We start from the raw sequence: 26,316 nt of genomic DNA on the forward strand, positions 1-26,316 counted from the left end.
AAGACCATGCTTATTGAGTATCTTCTTGTGCTAACGCAGGATATTCCTTGATGTGATCATGTTCAAACTGATAAGCGTACATTAACTTTAGATACTCTGCCCTATGAATTTTTGATTGATTCATTATCAACTCTGCCATATCTTGAGTTCTAGGATATGTAGCCTGTCGAGAAAGTTGTACAATTCGTTGATACTGTTCCGAGTTCACAGGACGAAGCAATGCTAAATAAGACAGCATAAAAATACAGCCAATGATAATAATCACAACCAGATTAAAACATTGGTCTGCCTTTAACTCAGACTTTAATTTAAGAAAATTTTCTTTGAATGTGAGCATGACCTACCTCTAATTGATGTAGTGTAGGGTTCAATGCACTTCAGCACAAGGTCAAAATCCAGTAAGGCTAATATTCTTTAGCCTTACTGGATGATAAACTTTAGCTTATTAAAGAACGTATTACAGAGAAGTATAAGATTGCTGCAATAATTACTAGCACAAGTAACATGGCAAAAATACTTAATCCTTCTTCAGCATCAGCTGGATGCAATTCATCTTCATCTGCAATTTTTTTAAGTTCACCATCATAAACCTGATAGAACCAAGCTTTTTGATTAGGATCCAATTGGCGAGCATAGTCAAAAACCCGTTTACGTTGCGCCAAACAATAATCACCTAAATGTATTTCTTGATGGAAAATTGCTTCGTCTAATAATTTACGATGGTAATGAGCAAGCTCTATGATTTGCTCCTCTTTAGGAGGAGTATCAAAAACAAAGCCATCGATAGTATTTGTCATAGTTATTCTCCTTGTCTTTTATTCTCATATTGATTTTACTCAAAATTATTTGTGAATAATGTTTAATCATGTATCCTAATAGTGAACCAACTAATGCTGAACAATAGTTGACAAATCCATTAATTTGTAATATTAGTTTAACAATTCTAAGTTACATTAGTTCAAAGGCAGTGGCCTTTAGAAAAAGTAATCATAATTAAAATAAGGAGTTTTATATGATTCAACGTATCTCTCATCATGATTTAGAACATGTATACGCAACTGCAGTTAACACAATTCACTCTCAAATGAATTTCCAAGATGCTGTTGCGCAGTTAGAAGAAGTTGCGCGTGCTGGTCACGGCAAAGCTGCCCTATTCTTAGCAGAGCTATATTATCAAGGTTTCCGTGTAGAACGTGATTCCATGAAAGCACAATATTGGCAGAAACTAGCCACCATGCAAGCATAAAGAGACGTCACTTAGGTGGCGTTTTTTTATACCTATATAAAACCAAAATTACCTATTTATCTAAAGCCTTACTTCGCCACTTTAGCCGTGGCTCAGGTGGCGTTTTTTTATACCTATATAAAACCAAAATTACCTATTTATCTAAAGCCTTACTTCGCCACTTTAGCCGTGGCTCAGGTGGCGTTTTTTTATACCTATATAAAACCAAAATTACCTATTTATCTAAAGCCTTACTTCGCCACTTTAGCCGTGGCTCAGGTGGCGTTTTTTTATACCTATATAAAACCAAAATTACCTATTTATCTAAAGCCTTACTTCGCCACTTTAGCCGTGGCTCAGGTGGCGTTTTTTTATACCTATATAAAACCAAAATTACCTATTTATCTAAAGCCTTACTTCGCCACTTTAGCCGTGGCTCAGGTGGCGTTTTTTATACCTGTAAAAAGTTCAATATAAATTAACCATAACTATGTTCATCTTGCGCTTCGCCAAAGCTTTAGTCGCTTTGTCTTGCTCAGGTGGCGTTTTTTTATATCTGAAAAAACTAAAGTTATTAATTTTTTCTGCAACCCTACTTCACTATTCTTAGTCATAACACAGCATTATTTTTTAGTATTGATTTATATAGATATTTCAAGTCATCAATATTTGTTTACGATTTGACACCTGTTTAAACTGAAATGTCATGTGGTTTTCTTATAATAAGCAAGACAAGTTGAAAACCTTTAAATTTAAAATGAACAGTTTAAGTAATCTACAACCGGTTTCTAAAGACTTGATGATCAAGATTTATATTTTAAGAACCATGATGTATTGTGGAGTTCTTTGGGGACTATTTGATGAAGGCTGGGCCATTAAATCAGATCAGGAAGATTTTATTTTTCCTTTTTGGTTAAATGGAGTGCAAGCACATCGATATGCCAAAACTCATTGGCCTAATTACAAGCCAAGAAAAATTACCCCAAAAGACTTTCATGAATCTTTATTACCTACTTTAACACGGTTAAAAGTTACCCCTGCATTATTTAACTCATCTCATCGTAAGTTGAAGTTATCTACTCAACAAATGCATCATTTCTTTTTTAATCATCCAAAATGGCAGGTAGCTTAAAGTTTTTAAGCTACCAAACTTAGAGTGCTTTTTGAGCGTTTAAGCGTAAAACTAATATTTGAATGACTCGTAAGTCTTTGCTTTTTTCAAAAATCGAGCTAATTTAAATCAAAATGATAAAACAACAGGACAGAAAAAATGACTATCGTTGCACAAGTAATTAAGAACAAATCTGAACAAGCCATTTTTACAATTTCACCCGAAGCGACTGTCCTCGAAGCAATTACGATTATGGCGGAAAAAGGTATTGGTGCTTTAGTCGTAGCAGAAGGTGAAAAAGTTGTTGGAATATTATCTGAACGCGATTACACACGAAAAGTAACGCTTATGGAGCGTTCGTCTTATAGCACCACAGTTGCTGAAATTATGACGGCAAAAGTAATTACTGTAGGTTTAAACAATACAGTTGAAGAATGTTTACAACTCATGACTGATCGTCATTTACGACACTTACCTGTATTAGATAATGAAAAATTAGTTGGTTTTATTTCAATTGGTGACTTAGTTAAAGCAGCTATGGAAGATCAGAAAGTTTTAATTGAACAATTAAAGCAATATATTTCAGGCTAAATACAAAAATAAAAATGGGCGATTAACGCCCATTTTTATTGTCTTTAAAACTTAAAGATAATTCGCAATTAAAGCAACTAAACGCTCTAGCAAAATATCAGCTTGAGCTTGTGTCATGTTAATTGGAGGTAATAAACGAACCACCGACCCTGCCGTAACGTTAATAATAAGTTTGTATTCATCACGAGCAATCGCAACAAGTTCAGCACAATCTTTAGGTAGTTGAATACCGATCATCATACCGAAACCACGTACTTGCACATTCTTATCCGACAATTGGGCACGTAATTGATCAACAATATAATTACCTACTACTGCTGCATTCTCTACCGCATTTTCCTTCTGGATTGTGTCAATTACCGTGTAAACCACACGAGAACCCAATACTGTACCGCCATAAGTAGAACCATGACTGCCTGGCCCTAACAAACCTACAGCCTTACCTTGAGTCATTACAGCACCTACAGGGAAACCATTACCCAATCCTTTTGCTGTAGTTAAAACATCCGGAATAATATTTGTATGTTGATACGCAAAGTATTTACCGGTACGGCCATTACCAGTTTGGATTTCATCTAGCATCATCAACCAGTTATGCTGATTACAAATTTGGCGAACTTCTTCTAAATAGCTAAATCCTTGAGGTGCAGTATTAATACCACCTTCACCTTGGATTGGTTCAATTAAAATAGCGACGATATCTGGATGTTGTAAGGCTGCCTCTTGAATGGCTTCAATGTCACCAAATGGGACTCGAATAAAGCCTTCCACCAAAGGTGCAAAACCTTCTTGTACTTTCTTGTTACCAGTTGCAGAAAGTGTCGCCAAAGTACGACCATGAAATGATTGTTCAGCAACAATAATCTTTGGCAAGCTTATACCTTGTTGAGTACCAAATTTACGAGCAATTTTAATCGCTCCTTCGTTTGACTCAGCACCACTGTTTGAAAAGAAAATTTCTTCCATACCTGAAACCTCAGCAAGCTTTTGCGCCGCCGCAGTTTGCCATGGAATTTCAAATAAATTGCTCGTATGCACTAGAGTAGCTGCTTGTTCTGCAATAGCTTCTGCAATAGCTGGATGAGCATGTCCTAGTCCACATACAGCAATACCAGTAAGTGCATCTAAATATTCTGTACCATCTTGTGTATAAAGATATGCCCCTCGGCCTCGGACAAAACTGATCGCTTGGCGACCATAAGTAGCCATTAAGTGTGTTGGTTGATCAGGTTGTACTGGAGCCAGGGTAATATCAGTCATCACGAACTCTTTCTGTATGAGGTTTTAAGAAGGGTTTATATAAACAAAAACTTGCACTGATGAAAAGTCCCATCCTTCATTTATCTAAAATTTCGTCTGCTTTTTGCTATCGCTTCGGTTTATACAATAAAATATTGAATATTCTGTGCAACTTTAAGCAACAAGGCGGTTTGCAAAGCGATGTGAACACCCCCTATAATGCTGCAAGATTAGTTGAGGATCTATTTATGACTGAACAAGCACGTGATACTGAAGCGTTAATTCGCGATCAAATTGCGAAGCATCCCGTTTTACTTTACATGAAAGGCACTCCACAGTTTCCACAATGTGGTTTCTCTGCACGTGCAGTAGAGGCGCTCAGTCAAATTGGTCGTCCATTTGCATATGTGAACATCTTAGAAAACCCTGATATTCGTGCTACTTTACCAAAAATTGCAAACTGGCCTACTTTCCCACAATTATGGGTAAACGGCGAGCTTATTGGTGGTAGCGATATCATGCTTGAAATGTTCCAAAATGGCGAATTAAAACCATTAATCGAACAATACAGCGCAGCTCCAGAAGCTTAATAATAAAAAAGCCAATCGAAAGATTGGCTTTTTTATACTTATAAATTTAACAATCACTTATACCGATATAACGAAATAGTCCATCAACACCAAGATCTGCTTTTAAAATAGTTAAATTTTTATACGGTGTGGTAGTTATCGCTTCAAAAATATTCATGTTCGGATCTTCATGCAACTCATCTACATTTTGATTCATAACTTCTTCAAAACGATCAGCTACAAATTCAAAGCCTAAATCCATTGCAATAAACAATGTATGTTCACAAGGTTGGACGTACTGCTCTTGTGTCCAATCAATAACTGAAAGCTTACAGATTGGGCAAAGGATATTGGCCGATGCATTTTCTAATTCAACTAACTGGTAAGACATACTTTTAAAAAACCGAGAAAAATCTATTTTATGAAAAATAATATGTAAACGCTATATTTGTTTTAAGCTTTATAAAATAAATTACAAAAGCATTTCAATGTAATTACATTAAAATTTCAAATTATTTAATTCCCTTTTCTCACTGGTATTTATCGGCTTTTTACAAAAAATTAAAATCAAACTTTATCGTTGCAAAACTAATAATGTAAAATCTTTAGTGTTGCATAAATAGGATATTTTAATGCTCACAGATCTTGATGATTTTTATTGTTTTGCCCTTGTTGTTGAGCATGGTGGATTTAGTGCTGCCGAACGTGTTACGGACATTCCAAAATCAAAATTAAGTCGTCGTGTTTATAATTTAGAGGAAAATTTAGGGGTACGCTTAATTCAGCGCAGTTCTCGTCATTTTGCTGTTACCGATATCGGGATGGATATCTATAGACACGCACAAGTTATGATGAATGCTGCTCAAGCAGCCCATGATTTAGTTGATCACTTAAGTATTCAACCAAGAGGCGTAGTCAAAGTAAGCGTTCCTGTAGACATTGCACAAAACCAGCTACCTAAAATTTTACCGGCATTCTTAAAAAAATATCCCGAAATTCGTTTACAACTTATTGTAAGCAACCGTCGCGTTGATGTGATTAATGAAGGTATTGATGTAGCTCTACGTGTCAGGTCTAAATTAGATGATGACCCTAGCCTAGTACTTAGACAGTTTGCGCTCATAGAACAAAGTTTATTCGCAAGCCAAGCTTACTTAAATGAGTTTGGTAATATTAAGTCACCTGATGAGTTAAGTGATCATCGTATTTTAAGCTTGTCCGAAGAGCATTTAGATCAACAATTTATTTTACATGGTCCAGATAGCCAACTGAAAAAAGTGAAAGTTAGCCCCACTGTAATGGGAACAAATCTTTATATGTTTGCCCAACTTGCGAGTCAGAATTGTGGTATTGCCTTATTGCCAGAAACAGCAGCTGAAGATTTTGTAAAATCGGGTCAGCTTGTACAAATCTTACCGGACTGGAAAGCAGCTCACGGTATATTTCATGCTGTTTACCCATCTCGTAGAGGATTACTCCCAGCAGTGCGTGTATTTATTGATTATCTTGTGGAACATCTCTCAGAGCATTAATAAATTAAGCTCCATAAAAAAGTTCGATAATATATCGAACTTTTTATTTTATAACGATTAAATTTTTGGATAATTTCCTACCCCTTCTGGCCAAGGTGTAAGTAGCTCAAAACCTGTATCTGTAACTGCAACCATATGTTCCCATTGAGCAGATAAAGAAAGATCTTGAGTAATGACGGTCCAACCATCATTTAATTCTTTAACTTGAGGTTTGCCTGCATTCACCATAGGTTCAATTGTAAAGACCATACCTTTCTTTAGAACCAAACCTTGTCCACGTTGTCCATAATGCAGAATATTAGGCTGCTCATGGTAAACTTTACCAATGCCATGCCCACAATACTCTCGAACAATGCTATAACCCTCGCGATGAGCAACCGATTGAATAGCGTAACCAATATCACCTAAAGTAGCGCCAGGTTTAACTGCATGAATACCAGCAACCATTGCCTCATAAGTTGTTTCAACCAACTTTTTCGCATGTGGATTTACGTTTCCAACGTAGTACATACGGCTCGTATCGCCAAAGTAACCATCTTTAATAATCGCTACATCAATATTAATAATATCGCCATCTTTTAAAACTTTATTTGGAGATGGAATACCATGACACACTACTTCATTGACTGAAGTACATATTGTTTTTGTGAAACCGTGATAACCAACATTGGCTGGTATGACCTTTAAAGTATTTACGATGTAATCATTGCAAATATTGTCTAAATACTCAGTTGTTACGCCTGGCTTAACGTACTTCCCTATCATTTCTAAAACTTGTGCAGCCAAACGCCCAGAAATTCTTAATTTTTCCAGATCTTGTTCTGTTTTAATTGTAACAGTAGAAGCTCTCATTCAATTTTATCCTCGTAGGCACTGTTTTGATCACACCTACAAAAATGTTAGTTAATTTATAGTATTTTAGAATGGATATATGATAGGCGGAAAGCTTTAAATGCCCAAATATTCAACATTCATAATAGTATTTTATATTTTTATTTTTACATAATTTTTTTAAAAAATCAGAGTTAAAAACTATTTTCTCTATTTCTTTCAAAGGTTTTTCAAATAGATAACTTAACCAGTTGATATTTTTCATATCTCTGACTGATTTAGAAAACTTGAAAAATCTCTTTTTCACATAAAATAGCGCTTGATCATGCTCTCTTTTACTCTAAAATTCTTTCTTTTTTGTTAAATTTAATTTATGCAACAACTTCGTACTGGAGATATTATTGCCTTAGGTTTTATGACCTTTGCCCTCTTTATTGGGGCAGGTAATATTATCTTTCCTCCCATTGTCGCACAGCAAGCTGGTGATCATGTATGGTTAGCGGCCATAGGCTTTTTGATTACTGCTGTTGGCTTACCCGTAATTACGATTATGGCACTCTCTCGCATGCAGGGTTCCATTGAAATCATTAGTTCACCTTTAGGCTGTATCGCAAGTCTGATTTTAACAGTAGTCTGTTATTTATCAGTTGGTCCTTTATTTGCTACACCACGAACTGCAACAGTTTCTTATGAAATTGGTTTTTCCTCTTATTTTGGAACATCAAGCAGTAGTCTTTTAATTTATAGCGCAATCTATTTTACATTTGTTACTTTAGTTTCGTTATACCCAAACAAGCTTTTAGATACAGTTGGACATGTTCTAGCACCTCTAAAAATTATCGCTTTAGCAATTTTAGGTATTGCAGCGGTTATGATTCCTGCGGGCTACGTTCCTGCTCCAATTAATCATTACGTTAACTCTCCTGTTTCGGAAGGTTTCGTAAATGGTTATCTTACTATGGACACTTTAGGTGCCTTAGTATTTGGTATCGTTATTATTCAAGCAATTTATTCGCGTGGTGTTACAGATAAAAAGCTAGTCACCAAATATGCAATTATTGCTAGCCTTATTTCAGGTGTTGGTCTTACTTTAGTGTACTTAAGCTTATTTAAATTAGGTTTAGGTAGTCACGAAGTTGCTCCAAATGCCGCAAATGGTGCTGTAATTCTGCATGCCTATGTTCAACATGCTTTTGGAAATATGGGTTCATTATTCCTAACTGGACTTATTTTCTTAGCGTGTATGGTAACTGCAATTGGTTTAACTTGTGCGTGTGGTGAATATTTTGCTCAACTCACCAAGTTACCTTATAAGCTTTTAGTATTTATCTTAGTTGGTTTCTCTTTCATTATTTCTAATCTTGGATTGACCAAACTCATTGCTGTATCAGTACCGGTTTTAAGTGCAATTTATCCACCAGCTATTGTGGTTATTATGCTCAGTTTCTTCTGGAAATTTTGGCATAAACCATCTTTTATTGTTGGTTCAGTAACAAGTATTGCTTTAATTTTCGGAATTATCGATGGGCTTAAGGTTGCGGGTTTTGGAGATAATCTTCCTACGTTCCTTCAACATTTACCATTAAATGAACAAAATTTAGCATGGTTGATCCCATCTCTAGTTGTTCTTGCGGTAACTACCCTTATCGACAAAGTTAAACATAAAAGCATTTAATCTGGTGTTTTTTTGAAATCGAGTTTTACCCAAACATGATTTTATATATTGAATAAAATGCTGAGTTTACCCAACCAGCATTTTATTTCCAACACCAATTATTTAATGACAATTCAACTATAGATATAATTAATTTTTACTGTAATATTACATTAAAATAATTTTTAGCTTACTCAGGAAAGAAGAGCATAAATGAAAAGTAAATATTATCTAACATTAGCAGATGCAGAGTTTTTAATGGAAGAAGCTCAAAAATATGCTATCGAACACAACTTCAAAGTCAGTATAGCTATTGTTGATGAAACAAGCTCTTTATTACTTATGAAACGCCTAGATGGCGCCTCTCCTCTCAGTACACATATATGCCTAGAAAAGGCTAAATGCTCATCAATGAGTGGCCGTCCTTCAAAATTTTACGAAGAGCTTCTTCAAAATGGCCGTCTTGGTTTCTTAAGTCTACCAAGTGCTAAAGGTATGCTAGAAGGCGGAAAAGCGATTATTTATGAAGGCCAGATTTTAGGCGCAATTGGTGTTTCTGGTGTCCAATCTTTTGAAGATGCTGAAATTGCACAGCACGCAATTGATGTCTTCTTAAAGAAACAAAGCAACTAAAGTAAATTGAGAGAAAAGAGAAATTATTACACTTTTCATCTAAAAATTTCTCTTTTCTAAAATATTAAGTATTTTATACAAAAATATTTAATATTTACCTTTCTTATACCTTAACTATTTATAAATATAGAGGTTTTCATAAAACTGTTCAAAAATTTTTCAATTGACTATTGAATTAAGCTAAAAATACAAGTACAACATTAAACTTATTCTTGACTAAAACATTCGGTTTTAGCGCAACCACAAGGAGGGATGGAGATGTTATCATTACATTTCAACAAACAAGTCTTCATTAACACTCTGAACAGTAAAGATTCAGTTGTTTATGGAGTAACAACACTTGCTCTTATGCTGACTCTACTGTTTCAAGGTATGATTAAAGGGAATCTGAAACCCGAATACTTTATGTATGCCATGGTTGTTTCTTTTGTATTTTGTGTATGGGCCTTTGTCGACCACAAAATGCGAAAATTAGCTAAAAGACGACTTAGTCAATAGAAATAAGAATTCAAAAATGGATGAGCAATCATCCATTTTTTATTTATTTAAAAATAGAAAAATCGTTCCCATTACCAAAATAGCAGTTGCCATCAGTTCAGTAATAATTAAAGCAATCATCATAAATGTCATCAGCCAGGTCGGCAAATTAACCTGCCCTAACCTATGCGGTTGTTTAAACTGATTGGTCGTATCCTGCAAAAACCCATGAATGATATAAACTAAAATTGAGAAACTAAAAAACAGTATATTTGCCAATACACAGCATACAGCAATATCCTCATTTAAAACCGTGAAATAGCTCAATACAGCTAGAATGAGTGTAGCTGCTGCATAAAGCAAACTGCTTCTATGTGCAATATCTACATAATAATGTACACGGCTTAATTCGGAACGGCGAATTTGCCAATATTTCCATACCCCGGTTAACATTCCTATCCATAAAAAGACGCCACTAAAGACAATAGCCAACTGTACGGCTTTCGATAAATCCATCATTTCCTTTATTCGTTTTATTAAAATTTGATGAGCTATATAACATAAATCTTGACTTTATAGTCACAATTTAATCAAGTACCTTTTCAGAACTCATATACATTAAGATAAATGATTAGCCAATTAACTTTAAATCTATGGATAAGACTTTTGAATCTTTTTGGATTACCTGTAAAGATGGTTATCAGCTTGCAGCTCAATTTTATCCTGCTCAAGAAAAGAAAACTGAATATCCTATTCTCATTTGTCCAGCAACAGGTATAACTAAAAACTTTTATCACTCTTTCGCCGCATGGTTAAGCCAACAAGGCTACGATGTATTGAGTTTTGACTTTCGTGGTATTGGCGAGTCCCTACATGGCGCTTTAAAACAAAGCACCGCAAGTATTACCGACTGGGGAACACTTGATATTCCTGCTGCAATTGATGCTTTATTAATAAAAACGAAAGCAAATCAAGTTATTCTTATTGGACATAGTGCTGGTGGACAACTACTAGGAGTCGTACCTAATTATAATAAAGTCGCAAAAGTAATAACGGTTGCTGGTTCAACTGGACATATTAAAGGCCTTAAAGGAAAAACCAAGGTTTTAGCACCAGTTATGTTTAATATTATCTTTCCTATCTCTAGTCTTGTTAAAGGTTATGGAGCAACTCAATTTATTGGTATGGGAGAAAACCTACCTAAAAAAGTTGCTCAACAATGGCGAGAGTTTTGTAGCCGTCCTGGATATGTGAAAAATGCCATAGGCAAGACGATTTTTCATGATTTTCATTCAGATATTCAATGTCCCATTACGGCTATTTGGGCCGATGATGATGAGATTGCAACTAAACGTAATGTACAAGAATTATTAAGTTTATATCCAAACGCAAATAAAAAAATGATTGAACTTAGCCCAAAAGATTTAGGCTATAAAGCAATTGGTCATATGCTGCTATTTAAAAAATCACATCAAAAACTTTGGTCTATTTTAGAACAAGAAATTAATCATTAAACCCTGCTTTTATTTTCACCTCTAAGTCAGTAATCCGGCTTAGAGGTTTTTTTGTATTAAAAACGAGCAGCTTTTTACTTAAATGCGTCGATATACATTTAAAGTTCTGCTAAGGTAATTCATCTGAAGCTGTTGTCAAAACAGGTATATTTACTTGTTTAATGCAAACAGCTTCTTTTTTTCTGTTTTAGCTAAAGCCAAAGAAATTGTTCAAGGATAATTATGCTAGCACTAGAGCCTCAACATATTCATATGAATCAACATGCTGTTGATAAAACACATGCATTAAAGTGTCTAGTAGATATATTAGAAAAAGATGGGTTAGTTACGCCTGAATATATAAGGGGACTCATCAATCGTGAACAACAAAGCGCGACTTATTTAGGCCAAGGCATTGCCATTCCCCACGGTACTCCTCAATCACGTGAATATATTTTAAAAACAGGTATTCGCTTAGCCCATTTTCCCGAAGGTGTGATCTGGGATGGAGAAAATAAAATTTATTTAGCTGTAGTGATTGCAGCAAAATCTGATGAACATTTGCAAGTTTTGCAAATTCTTACTCGTGCCTTAATGCATGACGTCAGCGAACAAGTAAAAAATGCTTCTAAACCTGAGCAGATTATTGAATTACTACAAGCTCAGCCATTATCTTTAGCACTTCATGAAAATCTTATTCAAACCGAAATCGATGCACAAGATATCGAAGATTTACTTTGGGCCGCCTCTCAAACACTAAAAAAACATAATTTTGTAAAATGTGGTTTTCTAAGTTCACTTGATCCAGAACAAGCCATTCAACTGCAAGATCAAATCTGGTCCATTTCTAGCAATCATTTTGTTCAGCAACCAGCTATTAGCATTACTAAACCATCACAGGCTTTAGAACTAAATGGTAAAAAGCTGAACACCCTCGTTTGTATAGCAGCCAATGACCAACTCGATAACGAAAGATTTAATCGTTTAATTGATATTTTATTTAACCCTGAGCAAGTTGCCGAGCTAGATAAAACTCAAACTCCAAATGAAATTGCAAAAATTATTGGGGCTGAAGTTGTTCCGGACTGGCCTCAATGCTCAGTTGTACTGGCAAATGCTCACGGCTTACATGCCCGACCAGCTACACACCTTGTTAATCTTACAAAAACTTTCCAAGGTGATATTCAAGTTGCTGTAGACGATGGTAGTTTTGTTTCTGCTAAAAGTTTAACGCGTCTTTTAGCCTTAGGTTGTAAACGTGGTCAAACTCTACGTTTTATCGCAGAACCAGAAACCGATGCCGTAGAAGCCTTAGATCAAGTTATTTTGGCAGTGCAGCAAGGCTTAGGTGAAGAAGTTGAAGCGCTACCTGTAACCAGTGAAACACCTAACCAGCTTCCTGCTCAAACTGCAATATCAAATGCTACGACATTGGGCAACAATACGGGAATTGCAGCATCAAGTGGCTTAGCTTTTGGACCAGTACATGTGATTAAACCAAAGGTTTATCAATATGAACGTATGGGTTTAAGTGTAAAAGCTGAGAAAGAAAATTTAGATATTGCATTACATGCTGTAAAAAATAATATTCACCAAGTTATTGCCAAAGCTGATGCTTCTGAAATTAAACAAATCTTTCAAGCTCATTTAGAAATGCTTGATGATCCTGATTTGATTAATGGTGTATATCAAAAAATTAACCAAAATTTATCAGCACCTGCTGCTTGGCATGAGCATATTGAAGCTGCAGCTAAAGCACAGGAAGCTCTACCAGACCGTTTACTTGCTGAACGTGCAACAGACTTACGTGACATTGGTGACCGAGTCTTAACACAGTTATGTGGTGAAGTGGTTATTGAAGAGCCTAAAGAGCCATATATTCTAATCATGCACGATGTTGGACCAAGCGATGTCGCACGTCTTAACAAAGACCGCGTTGCAGGTATTTTAACTGCTATAGGCGGTGCAAGTGCGCATAGTGCAATTGTGGCACGTGCCTTAGGCATCCCTGCTATTGTTGGTGCTGGTGAACAAGTCTTAGAAATTGATCCAAAAAGTACTTTACTTATTAATGGTGACACAGGTACTTTCGTTTTAAATCCAGATGCAGCTCAAATCGAACAAGCTAAGCAAGAGCGTGAACAACAGCGTCAAATCCGTGAAGAAGCCGAACGTCATAGCCAAGAGCCAGCTATTACTTTAGATCAACATCAAATCGAAATTGCTGCCAATTTAGGTAAAGTTCAAGCAACAGCACAAGCTGTAGAATGTGGTGCAGAAGCGATTGGTCTGCTTAGAACCGAACTTGTTTTCATGTCTCATAGCAGTGCACCTAATGAAATTGTCCAAGAAGCTGACTACCGAGTGGTATTAGATGCACTTGCTGGCCGCCCACTTGTTGTACGAACATTAGACGTAGGTGGTGACAAACCCTTACCTTATCTACCAATTGCTGAGGAAGAAAATCCATTCCTAGGGTTAAGAGGAATTCGTTTAACCTTAAGACGTCCTGAGCTTTTAAGGCAGCAATTAACTGCTTTATTGAAAGCATCAGATAATCGCCCACTACGAATTATGTTCCCAATGATTGGACGTGTTGAAGAATGGCGCGCTGCAAAAGCGATTCTTGATGAAGTAAGAGCTCAACATCCATGTGATAATTTACAAGTTGGCATTATGATTGAAGTTCCGTCTGCTGCTCTACTTGCGCCAATTCTTGCACAAGAAGTCGACTTTTTCAGTATCGGAACAAATGACCTAACTCAATATACTTTAGCGATTGACCGAGGCCACCCAATACTCTCAGCTGAAGCAGATGGGTTACACCCAAGTATTCTGAACTTGATTGATCAAACTGTTAAAGCTGCCCACAAACACGGCAAATGGGTAGGAATCTGTGGTGAGCTTGCAGCAGACCCGAAAGCTGTACCTATTCTCATGGGATTAGGCGTAGATGAACTGAGTATGTCTCCAAATAGCATTCCTTTAGTAAAAGCTCAAATCCGTACACTAAGCTATAGCCATGCTCAAAAGCTTGCGCAACAAGCTTTACTATGCGATAGCGCCCCTGCTGTGCGCCAGCTATCTGAACAAGACTTATAAGATTGGGAATAGTAATGGCTAAAATTTTAACAGTTACTTTAAACCCTGCAATTGATGTAACCATCCAACTGAATGAGTTACTAGTAGGAGAAGTGAACCGACAAGAGTCGGTAGAAATTCATGCGGCTGGTAAAGGCCTTAATGTGGCTCAAATATTGAAAGACTTAGGTCACGATGTAATCGTAAGTGGTTTTTTAGGTGAGCATAATCGACAAATTTTCGATACACATTTTGCACAAGCTCAATTTCAACCCGAGTTTATTTATATTGATGGCGAAACACGTCAAAATATAAAAATTGCTGAGCAGTCTGGGCGGATGACCGATTTAAACGGCAAAGGTTTCTTTGTTTCTGAAACAGACAAACAAAGCCTATTTAATAAGATTGAGGCTCTGTTACCACAAGTCGAGGTCGTTGCAATAGCTGGTAGCCTCCCACAAGGTTTTAGTATTGATGAGTTACAACATCTTATTCAACTGATCAAAAAAAATAATAAGAAAGTTGCACTAGATACCAGTGGTAAAGCGCTGGTTGCTGCAATTGAATGTCAACCTTGGATGATCAAACCGAATACAGATGAGTTGGTTGAAAGTTATCAACGCCCTGCAACAAGCTACGCTGAACAAAGAGAACTTTTTGATAGCTTAACCAATATTGAGCATGTGGTTATCTCAATGGGTGAAGATGGCGTAAATTGGTTACACGCCACTCACCCCTTACATGCTCAAGCACCAAAAGTTATTGTAAAAAGTACAGTAGGCGCTGGTGATTCACTCTTAGCCGGCATGATCCATGGACTTGTTAACCAACTGCCTCCTGAAGAAACCTTAAAAACTGCGACTGCCATTGCAAGCCATGCTGTAACACAAATTGGTTTTCGAATCCCTACTCCTGAGATTCTAGACCAACTAAAAGCACAAACTATTATCAATTCATTGAGTGAATCTGATGCAAACTGCTAAACATTTATTATTTGTCACTAATAGTCCGCAACAGCAAGTCAATGCTTTAATCTTGGCTCGTAAACTTGCTTTAGTCGCAACTCAACACGGCTATAAACACAGTGTCATTTCACTCGATGAGTTTGAATCAAGCGATCATTTTGATCATGTCATTATTATTGGACAACAACCTAAAAATCTAAATATTTTTGGGCAAAACGCTTTAACTTTAGTTTCTATTGAAGATATTAAAGATGATGCAGACAAAGCGCTTTTAACGGCACTTGAACACTCAAAACCAGCCAATGAGTGGGATCAAAAACCTAAGCAAGCTTCAAATACAGCAACTCATTTTGTTGCGATTACTGCTTGCCCAACTGGTGTTGCCCATACATTTATGGCAGCTGAAGCTTTACAGCAAGGCGCAGAGAGACTTGGATACCAAATTGATGTAGAAACTCAGGGTTCTGTGGGTGCAAAGAATATTTTATCTGCTGAATCGATTGCAGACGCCGATATTGTTATTCTTGCCACTGACATTGAAGTCAACACAGACCGTTTTGTAGGTAAACGTGTTTATCGATGCAGTACTGGCTTTGCCTTAAAACAAACTGATAAGGCCTTTGCCGAAGCAATTGCGAATGCACAAGTTTTAGAACAAGGTAAACAACAAGCTACAACGGAAAATAAAGATAAAACTGAAAAAGTTGGTGTGTATAAACACTTATTAACTGGTGTTTCTTATATGCTGCCTATGGTTGTTGCAGGTGGTTTATTAATTGCTCTTTCTTTATGTTTTGGCCTGAATGCAGCTGAACAAGCTGGCAGCCTACCAGCCATATTAAAACAGATTGGTGCAGCAGCATTTACACTGATGGTACCCATGCTATCGGGTTATATCGCATATTCCATTGCGGACCGCCCTGGACTGGCGCCCGGTTTAATCGGGGGTTTATTAGCAGCACAACTACAAGCGGGCTTTTTAGGCGGTATTGTTTCTGGTTTCCTTGCAGGTTATATCGCGTTATTTATTGCTAAAAAAGTTAAGCTTCCAACTAGCTTAGAGTCTCTTAAACCTATTTTAATTATTCCATTATTAGGAACGTTATTTGTTGGACTCATTATGTTCTATGTGGTTGGTCAACCTGTAGCGCATATTTTTGAGTTAATGAAAGATTTCCTCAACAACATGGGCACGACAAATGCCGTATTAATGGGAATTATTCTGGCAAGTATGATGTGTATTGATTTAGGGGGACCAATCAACAAAGCAGCTTATGCTTTTACAGTTGGTTTACTTACAACCAATACCTATATGCCAATGGCTGCAACGATGGCAGGTGGAATGGTACCTGCTATAGGTATGGCAATTGCGACCTTCCTTGCTAGAAATAAATTTAGTACAGGTGAGAAAGATGCTGGTAAAGCTGCTTTCGTGCTTGGTTTATGCTTTATTTCAGAAGGTGCAATTCCATTTGCAGCAAAAGATCCAATGCGTGTTATTCCAACTTGTATTTTAGGTGGTGCAGTAACTGGCGCATTAGTTGCTCTATTTCACTGTGAACTTGTTACTCCACACGGCGGTGTATTTGTACTTCTGATTCCAAATGCAATCAATCATGCTTGGTTATATCTAGCAGCAATTGCAGCTGGAAGCATCGCAACGGGTGTAAGTTATGCCATCCTTAAAAAGAACCAAGAAGAAAAGTTATTACCGAACGCATAGCTTATAAAAGGGAGAATTAATATTCTCCCTAAATTATTTATTAATTTGAATCGCACGTGCCATAACTTGTTCAGGAATATCTTGAGCTAATATCACTGCAAGAGTTGGCTTTTGATTAGATTCTTCTTTTAAGTTCTGAGCTTCTAAAACTGCATTGACATCTTTTGGAGCTAATCTATACATCGCTCCGGTAAATGGATCTACAATTAAAATTCCAATTAAGCCGCCAAAAAGAATATTACCAAAATACCAACCACTAAGTGTTCCTGTTACTTCTACAGTTTTAGTTTGATAACCAGCTTTACTAAAAGTTACTTCATATTTTTCAGGTTTAAAGTATCCAGCTCCTTTTTTCAAACTAACAGTAACAGGCGTTTGACCGGTATGTATTTTCTTTCCTTTTCTATTTTTAATTTCAATAGAAGCTGACTCTGGCACACTTGTAAAGGTAACTACTTGCGAAGACCCAGTTATAATACTTGCACAGCCATTTAAACCTAAAGTAAAAGCTAATACAGAAGTAATTAATATTTTTTTCATGATTAATACGCAAAAATTTTCATTTCTCATTTAAACGCGCACTATACCAAAAACAAACAAAAAAACAACAATATTGCAAAACTTAATAGTTCAACAATTAATCTAATATTCAAGTTAAACAAATAATAAAAAGTTAAAAAATCAAAACTCCTAAGAAAAGTGAAAATTTTTTATTTTTCAATTAACTAACTAAGATAAATTTTAATAGTTTAGATTAAAAGATGAATTATATTAAATGTATGGTAAATTTTTAGTATTTCAAACCAAATTAAGCTATTGATTAAATTAAATATTTCTTTATTAAATGGATTGATTTTTTATAATTATGACTTTATAGACAAAAAATTTTTATAGAAATGTCACGTTCAAAACAACTTTTTTTTTCTAGGATTCTCATGCAAACAGGTATCGTTCATTTTACGAACAAGCGAGCAGCCAAGTTCAAATAAACGGTAAGAAATAAGTTTTATCAGATTAGCAAAATTTATAGTTTGTCCTTGTTAAATCAAACAATATAAATTTTGCTCATGACTTAAAGTCCTGATATAACTTGCTTAGTGAAACTATATTTTTCAACTATTAAAATTAGTTTCATAAAATGCGATCCACCAAGGTATGGGGAAAAGTCAATGACAAAGAAGTATGCGCGTTTTTTACCTACAACGGAATCTTTCACTCTTGAAGATTTTCCATATTATTGGATTACTCAGGTCCATGCTCAATATGTTCAAAATATTGATAATGCCCTTAAAAAATATGGCTTAGATAACTCACGTAGACGCATTATGCTTGCGCTAAGTAGTAAACCTCACGCTAGCGTGTCTGAACTATCTGACATGATTATTTCAAAGATGTCGACTACAACTAAAATTGTTTATCGCTTAAAAGATGAAGGTTTAGTTGAAACATATTCTTGTCAAACAGATGGTCGTATTACACGCGTATATCTTACTGAACGTGGTACTGAAATGATTAATAAAATTAACGATCTAACCAGTGTCGTACTTGAGCAATCATTTGAAGGTATTACCCCTCTACAGTTAGAAAAAATGATGGAAAGCTTGAAAATGCTTTTAAAAAATCTATCTCGTTAATTTCTTTTAAACTTGCAAAATTTGTTTAGATTTCAAGCTCTCTTATGAGGGCTTTTTTTATATTTACTGAACAGGACTCAGAACCTAGATTTCACAAAGTAGCCAATTAAACACTATGCTTGTTGACATGTTCTTTCAACTCCAGTAGAAACTCTCTTTTATTATCTACATTGTAATTTTAGGAAAATGGCTAAAAGAAAATATAAAAGTGATAAGTTTCAGGTGCGTCGTATTAATCGCCAATGGTGGGTACTTGAAAAGGACTTGGAAACGAACTGCTATGCTAAGCATGAACAAGTAGCAACAAAAACATTGGCTAATAATTATGCTGATGATTATATAGAGCAATACTATATGAATCTCTATATTCAAGAACAATTGAAAAAACCAGAAACTGTATAAAAAGCCTTTATGGCTTTTTTTATTTATAATTTAAAAAGTTAATAAACAATTAAATAATAAAATTATGGCATAAAAAAAACCTACATCTTGGGGAAAATGTAGGCTATAAAATGCACAAAAAGGAATGATATATCCTTTTTGACAAGAAGAATTTTACGCTACTGCAAGCTCTTATTTTATATTACTTTTGTAAAGTTAATGGTGCTTATTGTATTAACGCTTAATAATTGAAACTGATTTTTTATATAAATTTTTCTAACAAAAATATCTAAAGTCATTTTATTTCTTGCTCACTTAAATATTTTATTTGCTATGAATTACTCTATAAACTCTTCTTTTTTTGATCTATAAACACCTGTTTTAACAAGTTTTTTACAAAAATAAGCATAATTTTTTAAAGTTAATACTCTATTTTTTACACTCTTAATAAAATTAAAAGTTAATAAATAACATATGCATACATGAGTAATATCAATTTTATTTTAGAAAAACATTTATTCAAGGCGAAAAAAACATCAAATATTATTTTTTTATAGCTTTTGTGGTGACGACACAACTATTACAATACAGTTTATAAATAGTTTAACTCTTCAGCAGTTTTAGGCATGTTATGACTTCAATGTCGAACACTACCCAAAAGCACTTTATTGTTGAGCAGTTTCCTCTACCGACTTGGGTCAGTGATGAAAAAGGCTTAATTTTATACTGCAATACGGAGTGTACAAAGTACTGGCACGATACCTCTCCTCCATTGTTTCAGCAATGGTTAGATTTCGTGTACCCTGCCGATTTAGAAGAAGTTAAAAACAAATGGTTAGATGCTATACGACTGCAATCAAGAGTTGAATTTAAATGCCGTCTTTTACATAAGAGCCATCAATATCGATGGTGTAAACTTTCAATTCAATTATCGAAATATCATGAACCTTCTCAAGAAAATGAATGGTTTATTAGTTTTCTAGATATTGATCAAGATATACAAGAACAACAAAGCCTACGTAAAGATATCGATATACAGAATCAAATGCTCGATATTAGCGTCGATTGTATTAAAGTTTTAAATACAGATGGCACAGTATCTCATATGAATAAATCAGGGTGCCTTGCATTAGGTGTACCTGTCGATGAAAAAAAATTCGGTATGCGATGGTTAGATCTTTTACCACCGCATATTCGTAAACGCGGAAGAGTTGCTTTAAAAAAAGCCTTACAGGGTAAAGTGGCCCGATTCGCTGGCATGAGTTGCTTACCAAATCAAGATCCTGAATATTGGGATAACATGCTTACCCCAATTCAACATACAAACGGCGAAATTATTCAAATATTGTGTGTTTCTCGGAACGTCACTCAACAGTGTCTTACTGAAAACCGATTAAGAGGTATTAGTGAGAGAGATGAACTTACTGGATTATTTAATAGACGCTCATTTAAGCTCCAATTAAAACGTACCCTAGCCTACTCACGAGAAAACCAAACAAGTGTAGGGTTACTTTTAATTGATTTAGATCATTTTAAACACATTAATGACACCATAGGTCATAGTGCTGGCGATCACTTATTAAAAATCCTGTCTAAACGTTTTAATCAGTGCGTAGACCATGAACGATGTTCTGTCGCTCGATTAGGTGGCGATGAGTTCGCAGTTATTGTCAGCCATTTAAAAAATGAAAATGATGTCCGAGAGCTTGCTGAAGTATTGCTTCAACAACTCAATCAACCCATTACATATGCAGGGAATGTACTCAACGGCGGTATGAGCATTGGTTGCGCCATTTACCCGCAAGATGCTGTCGATCAATCAAGCTTATTAAGCTGTGCAGACATGGCATTGCATGACTTAAAAGCTCGAGGTCGTGGCGGTATACGTATGTATAACCCGAGTATGATGCAGTTGACCGAAGCAATCGCCTCGCAACTTAACATTGCTCGACAGCTTATTCGTCACCATACTATCCAACCCTACTATCAACCTAAAGTTGATTTAAAAACGCATGCTGTTGTGGGCTTTGAAGCATTACTGCGTTGGCACACAACTTCGGCTCAAAGAGGTTTGCCTTCACAAATTGCTGAAGCTTTTAAAGACTATGATTTAGCCAGTAAAATTGGTGAAATTATGCAGCAACAAGTTTTGCATGATATGGCTAAATGGATAAAGTTAGGCTTCCAGCCACTTCCAGTATCACTAAATGCTGCACCAGTTGAGTTCTTAAGAGACAATTACGCGGAACGTTTACTAAAAAAAATTCATCAACTTGAAATTCCTACATATTTAATTGAAATAGAAGTTACCGAGCATATGCTTGGGGACCGTGGCTCTGAATATGTTATTCGCGCACTCAATAAACTAAAGCAACATGGTGTACGCATTGCTTTGGATGATTTTGGAACAGGATTCTCTTCTCTAACGCATATACGAGACTACCCAATTGATTGTCTAAAAGTCGACTGTAGCTTTATACAAAAGATGCAACAGGACCCATCAATTTATGCAATTGTCCAAGCAATTGGCTTACTCGCACCTAATCTCTCACTCGGTTTAATTGCAGAAGGTATTGAAACAGTAGAACAAGAAGAGCTACTTCTTAAATTTGGTTATAACATTGGACAAGGCTTTTTATTCGAACAAGCTATAGATGCAAATCAAGTTATATCTATTCTTAAACAAGGTCAGGCTTATTTAGAAAGCCATTATTCGATGAATTAATCTGTATATATACAAAAAGTAGTCGCTCACTTTGCACAATAAAAACCATAAAATTGGCGATAATATAACCATAACGATAACAAACTTAGGTTCTTCAACAATAAATATTGTCACAAGGCAATAAGGAGCAATATATGAGTTATCACCATATTTTAGTTCCAGTCGATGGTTCTCCTACGTCACTTATTGCGGTTAATCATGCCGCAAGTCTTGCTAAAGCGTTTAACAGTAAAGTCACTTTAGTATATGCGCTCACTATTGATCCTTTTATTTCAGTTGAAATCATTGATAGTACAGAAATTGCGCAAGATTACTTTAATAAAGCGAGAGCTTCGATTCAGGGCATTTTAGATCAAGCTAAAGAGCAATTTAGTCAACACGGAATTTCTGTTGAAACAAAGATTGTTGAAGGTCAAACAATTCACACAGAAATTATCAAAGCAGCAACTGAGCTAAAAGCTGATTTATTAGTAATTGGTTCTCATGGGCGAAAAGGTTTTAAAAAGTTCTTCTTAGGAAGTGTGACTCAAGCACTGTTAGGAGAAATCCATGTACCCGTATTGGTCGTAACCGAATAGATAAATTTAAAGTTCAAAAAAACCCAGCTATAGAGCTGGGTTTTTACATAAACTACTTTCCGTTATAGGTAAATTTAATGAGAGAACCAGGATTCTCTAAAGTATGCGTTACAGAACCATCATCTTTTTGCACATTACCCGCTGTATCAGTCAGTACATATAAGACATTGCCCTCAGGACTTGCAATCACGTCACGATAACGGTTATTGCTTTTAAACATCGGGATAGCATCATCCAAAGTTGCACTATATGTCGGATCTAGCTTAATACGGAAAATTACCCCACGTTTTAAAGATGGTACCAATAATGTATTTTCCCATCCTGGAATCGCCTTTTTCCCTCCCGTATATACATATGCCGATGACGGTGCAACCGTTGGCCAGCAGACATAAGTCATATCACCACAAGTTGGATCATTGTAGTTATAGGTATCTTGTACGGTATACAACGTTTTCAAAGGTGCTACAAAGTTTTTCCCAGTCCATTCAGACTCTTTAGTCACGGGAACACCTTCAGCTACTTTTACCCCATTTTGGCCCAAATCTTTAATTTGAGATTTATTGGTTGCAGCCGAATAGTTGGCATAGGCATAGCCACTATCGTCTTTATATCCAGCTACATTTGGCCAACCATAGTTCCCACCTTTTAAAATGAGATTAATTTCATCATCAGAATTTGGCCCTTGCTCAGATTGTAAAAGCTTTCCATTCGGAGCAAATGCTAAACCTTGTGGATTACGATGCCCTAAAGTATAAATATGGCTAACTACCCCATTAAAGCTCGGATTATCTTTAGGAATACTTCCATCCAAATTTAAGCGCAATACCTTGCCCATATAGGTATGATAGTCTTTACTGTTCAGCTCTTGCTGAGTTGGGGTATGCTGCGCCTGATTTGGTAAAAACAAATAAGCCAGTTGATTTCGGCCTTGGTCACCAATCGTATAATAGATTTTTTGGTCTGGACCAATGACGAGACGACCAGACTGATGGTCTTTCGATGATGGCAAGCCAGCAATCAAATCGACAGGTTTTTCAAATGTATCTGTTGTTTTGTTATAGGTATATCTACGGATAATCGTTTGGTTAGGTAATTCTTTATCTGTAGATTTTGGATTTTTAAAAGTGCCCGAAATATAGATATAAGGGTTATGTTTAAAGTCAGGATGAAAAGCAAAACCTAATAAACCATTTTGACCATCAGCATCATTTACAATTTCAGGAACCTGAAAAACGGTTTTTGCGCTACCAGACTCAGGATTTACTCTCAAAATTTTACCAGTCGCACGCTCGGTTAACCAAATCTGATTGTCTGGTCCCCATAACAAAGCATGAGGTTTATTCAAGTTAGACAGAATAACTTTTTTATCAAAATTTTGTGTTTTTGCTTTAGCAAATTGTGCTGGGGTAAGAGGAATATCCGCAAATGCCGTATTAAAGGTAAATAGTTGTGCAGCACCTAAAAGAGTGATCTTCGCTAATAAATGTTTATTCATAATTCCACCTTATAAATTTTTTAAAGAGTTAACCCACACTAAAAACGTTTGATTTGTATGCGTTCCCTATATCTTTTGTATTATGATGAATAGCATATTTATTAAAATCCAAATTTCTGAAAGGCTCTGTTGCATAAAAGTAGCTATTCAAAACGAATGAATATCTTAGAAATGCCCTATGGTTCCCCCCCTACCAATAATTCATTTATTTTTTAAAACGACTAATCCGCAGAAAATCTTTGTTAAAGTAATTGAAAAGTAAAAATTAATACTGAAACAAACAATTCAAACTATAAAAATATACATAACACAAAGCCAAAAGTTCCAAGCTAGGACTTAAGCATTAAATCAGAAATCAGGTTTAGTTATGTGTGCAAATTTTAAACCCCTTAAGAAAGCTCATGCTCATCAATTAGGCTTATTTGAACCTACCTTTGACTACAACTCGGATGTCTATCCAAGCGATGAGTGTCCAATGATCTTATCTCAACAAAATGAATGGGAATGGAGAAAAGTTAAATTTGGTATGCTACCTCCATATGCAAAAGAAATAACTTTTAAATACGCAACTTATAATGCGAGGACTGAAACGGTTGAACAAAAACGTTCCTTTAAGCATGCGTGGTCACACGATCAATTCGCACTTATACCTGTTGAAGCTATTTATGAACCTAAATATATCAATGGTAAAGCTCATTGGTATGGCATATTCCGTCAAGATGGAAAGCCATTTACACTTGCAGCAATTTATGAAGAAACCATAATTGATGAGCAGAAAGTTAGAACAATGTCATTATTAACAATCAATGCAGATCGACATTCTTTTATGAAACAGTTCCATAAACCAGATGATGAAAAACGTTCAATTATTGTGATACCTGAAGATCTTAGAAATGATTGGTTAAATTGCAAGCATGATGAAGCCTCTGACTTTTTCCTAGATATGCCATTAAATGAATTTACGTCTTTGCCTAAAGCTGAGATGAACAAATCATAAAATAGTTAGATGCCTGATAAGTGAAAGTAGCAAGCTTAAATGGCTCCGCTTAATAACTTATGTTATCCTTCGCACCTCTTTAAAACTTCAAATTTTCATTATCCATGACACTTACGCCACCTTAAGTTTATTTACCCTTCTCTTTTGTAAATAACTCATCACTGTCTAGTGATGTGGTGTAGTCGCTTGTGTGTTGGTATATCACATCACTAGCCTTTCTAAAATTTAAAATTCTAGGCTATTTCCATGTTAACGAATCTTCGAGAACAATGGTTCTCTAATGTCCGTGCAGATATTCTTTCTGGGCTTGTTGTTGGTCTGGCTTTAATTCCAGAGGCGATTGCCTTTTCAATTATTGCGGGTGTAGATCCCCAAATTGGTTTATATGCATCTTTTTGTATTGCGGTTATTATTTCTTTTGTAGGTGGCCGCCCTGCCATGATTTCGGCAGCAACAGGTGCTATGGCCTTAGTCATGACGACCCTAGTGAAAGAACATGGTCTTCAGTATTTATTCGCAGCTACTATTTTGACGGGTGTCATACAAATTATAGTGGGATATCTTAAGCTTGCTAAACTCATGCGCTTTGTCTCTAAATCGGTTGTGATTGGTTTTGTAAATGCTCTCGCCATACTCATTTTTATGGCCCAGCTACCAGAGTTAATCAATGTAAGTTGGTACGTCTATCTATTAGTCGCTATTGGTTTAGCAATTATTTATCTATTTCCCTATGTACCAAAGCTTGGAAAATTTTTTCCATCTCCCCTTATATGTATTGTTATAGTCACATTACTTACCCTCTTTTTAGGCATTGATGTGCGAACAGTTGGCGATATGGGAGCACTACCAAATACTCTACCTATTTTTTTAATTCCAAATATTCCTCTTAATCTAGATACCCTTCTTATCATTCTTCCTTATTCATTAGCGTTAGCTGCAGTTGGCTTACTTGAGTCGATGATGACAGCCACAATTGTTGATGAAATGACGGATAGCCCGAGTAATAAATTTAAGGAATGTAAAGGTCAAGGTATTGCCAATATTGCCTCGGGTTTTATGGGTGGGATGGCTGGATGTGCAATGATTGGACAATCAATGATTAATGTTAAATCAGGTGGCCGTACACGCTTAGAGGTGGATCAGGAAATTTGAACAACACTTATAAGTGATATTTTGCTCCCCAAATGATGTTATAAACATCAATATATGGAGTATTTTATGGCACGTAGACCAAGAAGAAATCATTCAAATGATTTTAAAGCTAAGGTAGCACTTGCTGCGATTAAAGCAGAAAAAACACTTGCTGAATTGAGTGCTGAATTTGATGTTCATCAAAACCAAATTATCGACTGGAAAAATCAACTGATTTCAGCTTCCTCGCA

26 protein-coding genes and 2 pseudogenes are annotated in these 26,316 nt (G+C 35.8%); 20 read left to right on the forward strand and 8 right to left on the reverse strand.

Translation table 11 applies throughout. From position 1 onward, the window contains the following. Positions 1-10: 10 nt before the first annotated feature. Both J576_RS15500 and J576_RS15505 read right to left on the reverse strand, forming a co-directional pair. Entirely contained in the window at positions 11-337 is a 327-nt protein-coding gene (locus J576_RS15500) for a hypothetical protein (protein WP_002050644.1), read from the reverse strand. 100 nt (positions 338-437) lie between these two features. Next, positions 438-797, reverse strand: coding sequence for a hypothetical protein (locus tag J576_RS15505; RefSeq protein WP_033855686.1), 360 nt, complete (start codon positions 795-797; stop codon positions 438-440). Positions 798-1,012: 215 nt separating this feature from the next. Between J576_RS15505 and J576_RS15510 the strand changes: the two genes are divergently transcribed. The 4 genes from J576_RS15510 to J576_RS15525 all read left to right on the forward strand — a co-directional run bounded on the left by J576_RS15510 (position 1,013) and on the right by J576_RS15525 (position 2,927). Beyond that, positions 1,013-1,246 carry an SEL1-like repeat protein gene (locus J576_RS15510; protein ID WP_002050673.1) on the forward strand — a complete coding sequence of 78 codons (234 nt, stop codon included), beginning with the start codon at positions 1,013-1,015 and terminating at the stop codon, positions 1,244-1,246. Next, the gene (locus J576_RS15515; RefSeq protein WP_033855687.1) at positions 1,216-1,707 is read left to right on the forward strand and encodes a leucine-rich repeat domain-containing protein; all 492 of its coding nucleotides are present in this window, start codon (positions 1,216-1,218) and stop codon (positions 1,705-1,707) included. Before J576_RS15510 ends, J576_RS15515 begins: the two co-directional genes overlap by 31 nt. 275 nt (positions 1,708-1,982) lie before the next feature. After that, positions 1,983-2,357, forward strand: coding sequence for a DUF2750 domain-containing protein (locus tag J576_RS15520; protein WP_001087274.1), 375 nt, complete (start codon positions 1,983-1,985; stop codon positions 2,355-2,357). A gap of 138 nt (positions 2,358-2,495) precedes the next feature. Next, positions 2,496-2,927, forward strand: coding sequence for a CBS domain-containing protein (locus J576_RS15525; RefSeq protein WP_002050640.1), 432 nt, complete (start codon positions 2,496-2,498; stop codon positions 2,925-2,927). A gap of 51 nt (positions 2,928-2,978) precedes the next feature. Here the strand turns inward: J576_RS15525 and J576_RS15530 are convergent, their stop codons facing one another. Next, positions 2,979-4,187: an aspartate aminotransferase family protein gene (locus J576_RS15530; protein WP_002050642.1), complete on the reverse strand. Its 1,209-nt coding sequence runs from the start codon at positions 4,185-4,187 to the stop codon at positions 2,979-2,981. 227 nt (positions 4,188-4,414) lie between these two features. On the opposite strand from J576_RS15530, the gene grxD reads away from it, so the two are divergent. After that, the gene (gene grxD, locus J576_RS15535) at positions 4,415-4,756 is read left to right on the forward strand and encodes a Grx4 family monothiol glutaredoxin (RefSeq protein ID WP_000138830.1); all 342 of its coding nucleotides are present in this window, start codon (positions 4,415-4,417) and stop codon (positions 4,754-4,756) included. Between the two features lie 46 nt (positions 4,757-4,802). Here the strand turns inward: grxD and J576_RS15540 are convergent, their stop codons facing one another. Beyond that, positions 4,803-5,126 carry a hypothetical protein gene (locus tag J576_RS15540; RefSeq protein ID WP_002050660.1) on the reverse strand — a complete coding sequence of 108 codons (324 nt, stop codon included), beginning with the start codon at positions 5,124-5,126 and terminating at the stop codon, positions 4,803-4,805. A 241-nt stretch (positions 5,127-5,367) separates the two neighbouring features. Between J576_RS15540 and J576_RS15545 the strand changes: the two genes are divergently transcribed. Continuing rightward, a complete protein-coding gene (locus J576_RS15545) occupies positions 5,368-6,267 on the forward strand; it encodes a LysR family transcriptional regulator (protein WP_033855688.1) in 900 nt (299 codons plus the stop codon). A gap of 57 nt (positions 6,268-6,324) precedes the next feature. On the opposite strand, the gene map is transcribed toward J576_RS15545, so the two are convergent. Next, positions 6,325-7,119 carry a type I methionyl aminopeptidase gene (gene map / locus J576_RS15550; protein ID WP_002050620.1) on the reverse strand — a complete coding sequence of 265 codons (795 nt, stop codon included), beginning with the start codon at positions 7,117-7,119 and terminating at the stop codon, positions 6,325-6,327. A 352-nt stretch (positions 7,120-7,471) separates the two neighbouring features. On the opposite strand from map, the gene brnQ reads away from it, so the two are divergent. The 3 genes from brnQ (at position 7,472) to J576_RS15565 (ending at position 9,883) form a co-directional block, all read left to right on the forward strand. After that, entirely contained in the window at positions 7,472-8,773 is a 1,302-nt protein-coding gene (gene brnQ, locus J576_RS15555; protein ID WP_002050637.1) for a branched-chain amino acid transport system II carrier protein, read from the forward strand. A 192-nt stretch (positions 8,774-8,965) separates the two neighbouring features. Next, on the forward strand, positions 8,966-9,385 hold the full coding sequence (locus J576_RS15560) for a GlcG/HbpS family heme-binding protein (RefSeq protein WP_002050687.1): 420 nt from the start codon (positions 8,966-8,968) through the stop codon (positions 9,383-9,385). A gap of 258 nt (positions 9,386-9,643) precedes the next feature. Then, positions 9,644-9,883: a hypothetical protein gene (locus tag J576_RS15565; protein ID WP_031951149.1), complete on the forward strand. Its 240-nt coding sequence runs from the start codon at positions 9,644-9,646 to the stop codon at positions 9,881-9,883. A gap of 39 nt (positions 9,884-9,922) precedes the next feature. On the opposite strand, the gene J576_RS15570 is transcribed toward J576_RS15565, so the two are convergent. After that, positions 9,923-10,378, reverse strand: a complete 456-nt coding sequence (locus J576_RS15570) for a hypothetical protein (RefSeq protein ID WP_002050667.1) — start codon at positions 10,376-10,378, stop codon at positions 9,923-9,925. 137 nt (positions 10,379-10,515) lie between these two features. On the opposite strand from J576_RS15570, the gene J576_RS15575 reads away from it, so the two are divergent. The 4 genes from J576_RS15575 (at position 10,516) to J576_RS15590 (ending at position 17,124) form a co-directional block, all read left to right on the forward strand. Then, complete coding sequence (locus tag J576_RS15575) at positions 10,516-11,376, forward strand: alpha/beta hydrolase family protein (RefSeq protein ID WP_002050699.1); 861 nt, start codon at positions 10,516-10,518, stop codon at positions 11,374-11,376. Between the two features lie 222 nt (positions 11,377-11,598). Beyond that, complete coding sequence (gene ptsP / locus J576_RS15580; RefSeq protein ID WP_002050614.1) at positions 11,599-14,457, forward strand: phosphoenolpyruvate--protein phosphotransferase; 2,859 nt, start codon at positions 11,599-11,601, stop codon at positions 14,455-14,457. A 14-nt stretch (positions 14,458-14,471) separates the two neighbouring features. Further along, entirely contained in the window at positions 14,472-15,419 is a 948-nt protein-coding gene (gene pfkB, locus J576_RS15585) for a 1-phosphofructokinase (RefSeq protein ID WP_002050672.1), read from the forward strand. Continuing rightward, positions 15,406-17,124 (forward strand): fructose-specific PTS transporter subunit EIIC, encoded by a 1,719-nt coding sequence (locus J576_RS15590; protein WP_002050641.1) that lies wholly within the window; start codon positions 15,406-15,408, stop codon positions 17,122-17,124. Before pfkB ends, J576_RS15590 begins: the two co-directional genes overlap by 14 nt. A gap of 33 nt (positions 17,125-17,157) precedes the next feature. Here the strand turns inward: J576_RS15590 and J576_RS15595 are convergent, their stop codons facing one another. Further along, positions 17,158-17,664 carry a peptidase associated/transthyretin-like domain-containing protein gene (locus J576_RS15595; protein WP_002050653.1) on the reverse strand — a complete coding sequence of 169 codons (507 nt, stop codon included), beginning with the start codon at positions 17,662-17,664 and terminating at the stop codon, positions 17,158-17,160. Between the two features lie 629 nt (positions 17,665-18,293). On the opposite strand from J576_RS15595, the gene J576_RS15600 reads away from it, so the two are divergent. The 4 genes from J576_RS15600 to J576_RS15615 all read left to right on the forward strand — a co-directional run bounded on the left by J576_RS15600 (position 18,294) and on the right by J576_RS15615 (position 22,442). Next, on the forward strand, positions 18,294-18,758 hold the full coding sequence (locus tag J576_RS15600) for a MarR family winged helix-turn-helix transcriptional regulator (RefSeq protein ID WP_002050629.1): 465 nt from the start codon (positions 18,294-18,296) through the stop codon (positions 18,756-18,758). Positions 18,759-18,944: 186 nt separating this feature from the next. Next, positions 18,945-19,160, forward strand: coding sequence for a hypothetical protein (locus J576_RS15605; protein WP_002050718.1), 216 nt, complete (start codon positions 18,945-18,947; stop codon positions 19,158-19,160). A 610-nt stretch (positions 19,161-19,770) separates the two neighbouring features. Then, complete coding sequence (locus tag J576_RS15610) at positions 19,771-21,864, forward strand: GGDEF domain-containing protein (RefSeq protein WP_002050650.1); 2,094 nt, start codon at positions 19,771-19,773, stop codon at positions 21,862-21,864. Between the two features lie 134 nt (positions 21,865-21,998). Continuing rightward, the gene (locus J576_RS15615) at positions 21,999-22,442 is read left to right on the forward strand and encodes a universal stress protein (protein ID WP_002050707.1); all 444 of its coding nucleotides are present in this window, start codon (positions 21,999-22,001) and stop codon (positions 22,440-22,442) included. Positions 22,443-22,494: 52 nt separating this feature from the next. Here J576_RS15615 and J576_RS15620 read toward each other — a convergent pair whose 3' ends face one another. Next, a complete protein-coding gene (locus J576_RS15620) occupies positions 22,495-23,937 on the reverse strand; it encodes a glucose/sorbosone family PQQ-dependent dehydrogenase (RefSeq protein WP_002050622.1) in 1,443 nt (480 codons plus the stop codon). 367 nt (positions 23,938-24,304) lie between these two features. Between J576_RS15620 and J576_RS15625 the strand changes: the two genes are divergently transcribed. The 3 genes and pseudogenes from J576_RS15625 to J576_RS20100 form a co-directional block, all read left to right on the forward strand. Continuing rightward, a complete protein-coding gene (locus tag J576_RS15625) occupies positions 24,305-24,934 on the forward strand; it encodes an SOS response-associated peptidase family protein (RefSeq protein WP_002050691.1) in 630 nt (209 codons plus the stop codon). A 246-nt stretch (positions 24,935-25,180) separates the two neighbouring features. Beyond that, a pseudogene (locus tag J576_RS15630) lies at positions 25,181-26,065 on the forward strand (SulP family inorganic anion transporter); the annotation flags it as partial. An 87-nt stretch (positions 26,066-26,152) separates the two neighbouring features. Continuing rightward, positions 26,153-26,316 (forward strand): annotated as a pseudogene (locus J576_RS20100) (IS3 family transposase); the annotation flags it as partial.

Origin of the sequence: Acinetobacter sp. 766875, assembly GCF_000582055.1 — a bacterium.
Lineage (GTDB): Bacteria > Pseudomonadota > Gammaproteobacteria > Pseudomonadales > Moraxellaceae > Acinetobacter > Acinetobacter nosocomialis.